The sequence below is a fragment of the Nostoc sp. ChiQUE01b genome, assembly GCF_034531255.1.
Classification (GTDB): domain Bacteria; phylum Cyanobacteriota; class Cyanobacteriia; order Cyanobacteriales; family Nostocaceae; genus Nostoc.
In genome coordinates this window covers 1-3,810 of sequence record NZ_JAVRBM010000182.1, presented here as the reverse complement: position 1 = coordinate 3,810, position 3,810 = coordinate 1, and the positions used below count along the sequence as shown (strand labels likewise).

Here is a 3,810-nt window from a genome sequence, read left to right as displayed (position 1 = left end):
CCCCGCTTGCGGGGAGGGGATTAAGGGGAGCCAGTGCGTTGGGCGGCTCTGCCGACTTGAAGCACCTGGCGTGTGGGGTGCAATGACTGTGGAAATCATAACTAATTATGCGGACATGATATCATGCAGTTTGTTCGGGTTCTGTCGCTACAGGTTGCCCAATTTTTGGCTCCGTTCCCGCAAACAGTCGTTCAATATTAGCGCGATGGCGCAAAATCACATACAACCCACCGGCAATCCCAAAGAGAATATAGGGTAAAGGTTGATGCAAAAGTACCATGAAAATGGAAACTGCGATCGCACCTGCAATTGAACTTAAAGAAACAATCCGTGATATTGCCACAACAATAGCAAACACACCCGCTGTTGCTAAACCTACCTGCCAACTCATTGCCAACAAAATCCCCAAGCTGATAGCAACAGATTTACCACCAGTAAAGCCCAAAAAAATTGATTTACTATGTCCCAGAATGGCAGCTAACCCAGATATTGTTACCACCCACGGTTGCCACAGTTGTACATCTACCGTTGGAGGGATATAATTTGGAATTGGTTCAAAATTGAACAACCAATAAACTAGAGCGATCGCTAATACTCCCTTTAAGGAATCGAGTACTAAAACCAATGCTCCTGGCCCTTTCCCCAAGGTTCTTAGTACATTAGTTGCGCCAGTGGAACCTGAACCAACTTCTCGAATATCAATACCTTTTAACTGTTTCACAGCAATGTAGCCAGTGGGAAAAGAACCCAGCAGGTAAGCTATAACTACAATTGCCCCGCACAGAGTTAACCAAATAGCCATAATACAATTCAAAATTTAAAATTTAAAAAAGTCAAGAGTAATACCTCTTGACCAATGACCAATGACAAATGACAAATGACTAATTAAAAGTCATCATCATAGTTTCTTACTATTTTGGGGTCAGGAGCAAAGGCTAACCACAGTGGAAATTGCAGCAGTGACAAACTGATTTGTTCTTCAGAATCGTCAATGATAATTAAAGGCAATTGATTGGCTTTCGTCAATCGGTCTGCTTTTTGAGCCAGAGCATCAGATGCCTCAAATAATACCACACCTCGGTCTGGGCCGAAATCTGGGCGACCGATTCCCAGACAGTCTTGCAAGCCGCGTCGCCATTCACCTAATCGCTCTGGTGTATTAGCTAAGACTAAAGTACGGACGCGATCGCCATACAGCTTGTGTAATATCGAAATTGCAGCTGAGGCAATCAGAATATTTTGTAAGCGGCTACCCATTGTCCGCAAACCACCCCTTCCTCCTTGAGTAAAAAACCAGTTGGAGATTCGTTCAGCGTGGATTGGTTCAAAGGTACGGCGTAGTTGCCACGGTGGGCCGTAGTAATCTGGTTTATTGCGGTATTGGTCAATTAGGCGGCGAATTTGCTTGGTAGTATCTTGAAACTGCTGTTGGGCAAATTGGGGTATTCCAGGTTGGGGTTCAGCTGGTTTAGCCTCTTTTACAGATGGTTTTTCTCGTTCTACCACACTTGGCGTTAGTTGCAACTGCTCGGCGGCAGAGGCTAAATCCTGTAAGCTACCCGTGAGATAGTCTTTAAAACCCTGCACCCGAATTGCCAAATCTTGGGATGTACCAGCAAAAGTAGTTCGCATCTCGTTGCGGATACGTTCTTGACGGCGTTCTAATTGTTCTACAGAAATTTGCAGGGTTTGTTTGCGTTGTTCTAACTGCACCAGCGACTCTTGCACGAGTCGCCCCAGTGAGGTTTGAGTTTCACTCACCTGTGTCTGAAGCTTTTCGTAAGAAGCTTGCAGCAAGGCTATTTCTGACTTGAGAGCTACTTCAGCACTTTGCAACTCTGCCACTCGCTGCTCTGCTTCTGCATATAATGAATAATTTCCCGATCCTATTTCAGACCCCAGAGCGATATTTTCCGCTTCTAACTGCACTACAAACTCGCCATTTGAATTTTCTGTTAGCTCTACTGTAGAATCTACCACTTCTGCATTGGAAATGAGTGGCTCAAAAGTTGTGTACTCCTCTGATGAGCTCACGGCTTTTGTGTCTACCACTGACTCAACTGATGGATTTACTGAATGTTCAACTGCATTGTTATCTTCTGGTTTTTCTGGCAACCGCTCATCAATTGGTTCTGGGGTTTGAGATGCCTCTGGGTTCATAAACAATAGTGTAATTCCGATGACGCGAATAAATAGCTTTCAGAAATATTACAATTGACCTGCCATAAAAGTCCTGAGCATGAGTGCTGAGTTCTGAGTCTATATAAAAACGACTCAGCACAGATGGCACTCAGCACTAAATACGCGGACAACGTTGTTCTAAACAAGTTTTCAAGGTGTTGGGGTCAAATAAAATCGGCAAAAAGTGAATACTTTTAATTTCTTTAAAGTAAAACAAAATGGGGACTTTATTCCAAAATATCTGCCAGTTTTGCCATTCCTGGTAGGGAAAGCGCCGAATCAATTTTTCGCCTCTGTAAATATCTAAGTCGGTGGCGGTAAATTGCAAACGCACCGTTACCGCCTGAAACATGAGAAACAAACCAAACAGCGTGAAAACGGAGCCTACCCACGGCTGTACCAACAGTATTGGCATCGCGGCAATCACCAACACTATGGGTATATTGTAACTAGGCTTGAGTTCCACAGTTGATGTGGAGTTAGAAGCAAATGAACTGGTCACAGTCTTAAATCCTGCTTTGTTTAGTAGGCATCTCTCCTATTTTAGGAGTCAGGAGTCAGGAGTCAGGAGTTAGAAGTTAAGAGTTAGGAGTGAGGAGTTTTAACTCATAACTCCTGTACAGACGTGATTAATCGCGTCTCTACTCCTCACTTCTCAACTTCTATAGCCCTATAAATGCACTGCCAGTCCCCTGAAACATTAACCAAGAAAGAAAGAAGTTGCTAACAAATATAATCAGCAAGGCAGTCACAACAGCTGTTGTGGTTGACTGTCCTACTCCTTTAGCACCTCCTGTTGTCGTCAACCCCCAACTGCAACCAATTACAGCGATTAAAATGCCAAAACAAAAGGCTTTAATCATGGCGCTAAAAATATCCCAGAGACCAAGAAAGTTACGGGCTGAGTCTAGAAATACCGTATCAGATAGGTTGTAGATATTGGTCGCAATGATAAATCCTCCGAACATCCCTGTCACCAAAGACAGAAGGGTTAAAATTGGTAGCATGAAACAGCAAGCAAGGACGCGGGGGATAACCAGGTAATCAATTGGATCTGTTCTCAACATCAACATGGCATCAATTTGTTCTGAGACTCGCATAGTACCGATTTCTGCTGCAAAGGCAGAACCAACTCGTCCTGCCAAAACTACTGCTGTCAACACGGGAGAGAGTTCTCGTGTCAACGCTACAGAAAGCACTCCGCCGATAACGTTTCCAGCGCCAAAGTTGATAAATTCCCGCGCCACCTGAATGGTAAACACCGCGCCAACGAAAATAGCGGTAAATAGAGCAATAAATAGGGAATCTGGCCCAACTGATGCCATTTGTTCTAAAGTGTTGCGCCGATGGATTTTGCCTTTCAATAGGTGAACTAGTACTTGCCCACCCAGAAAAATCGCTGCCAGCAACCGCTGACTCCATTCCTCTAAACTGGATTTGGATGTAGTCTGGTTCAATGTTCTGTAGCTAACTCGTAACTGCCTTAAGAATAGCGGAAGTCATGGGGAATGGGGAATGGGGAATCTTTCAAGGGTAGGTGTTTAAAAATTAGGCACTAGAGAGGGTGATTTGGAAAACATTGAGTTGTGGAATGAAGCAGGGCCAAGGTTCAGGAAAAAAACCAGCCTG

The 3,810-nt window shown here is 44.2% G+C and carries 4 protein-coding genes; all 4 read right to left on the bottom strand.

Features of this window, described 5'->3' with window-relative positions:
* Window positions 1-121: 121 nt before the first annotated feature.
* Window positions 122-802 (bottom strand): glycerol-3-phosphate 1-O-acyltransferase PlsY, encoded by a 681-nt coding sequence (gene plsY, locus RMY63_RS41340; protein WP_322734216.1) that lies wholly within the window; start codon window positions 800-802, stop codon window positions 122-124.
* Between the two features lie 83 nt (window positions 803-885).
* The gene (locus RMY63_RS41335) at window positions 886-2,160 is read right to left on the bottom strand and encodes a DUF3086 domain-containing protein (protein ID WP_322734217.1); all 1,275 of its coding nucleotides are present in this window, start codon (window positions 2,158-2,160) and stop codon (window positions 886-888) included.
* A 136-nt stretch (window positions 2,161-2,296) separates the two neighbouring features.
* The gene (locus RMY63_RS41330; RefSeq protein ID WP_322734215.1) at window positions 2,297-2,683 is read right to left on the bottom strand and encodes a DUF3119 family protein; all 387 of its coding nucleotides are present in this window, start codon (window positions 2,681-2,683) and stop codon (window positions 2,297-2,299) included.
* Window positions 2,684-2,843: 160 nt separating this feature from the next.
* Complete coding sequence (locus RMY63_RS41325; RefSeq protein WP_322734214.1) at window positions 2,844-3,638, bottom strand: MlaE family lipid ABC transporter permease subunit; 795 nt, start codon at window positions 3,636-3,638, stop codon at window positions 2,844-2,846.
* Between the last annotated feature and the right edge of the window lie 172 nt (window positions 3,639-3,810).

Bases quoted from the DNA above. Each gene is read 5' to 3' on its own strand.
- plsY (WP_322734216.1), bottom strand. From the start codon at position 802: ATGGCTATTTGGTTAACTCTGTGCGGGGCAATTGTAGTTATAGCTTAC.
- RMY63_RS41335 (WP_322734217.1), bottom strand. From the start codon at position 2,160: ATGAACCCAGAGGCATCTCAAACCCCAGAACCAATTGATGAGCGGTTG.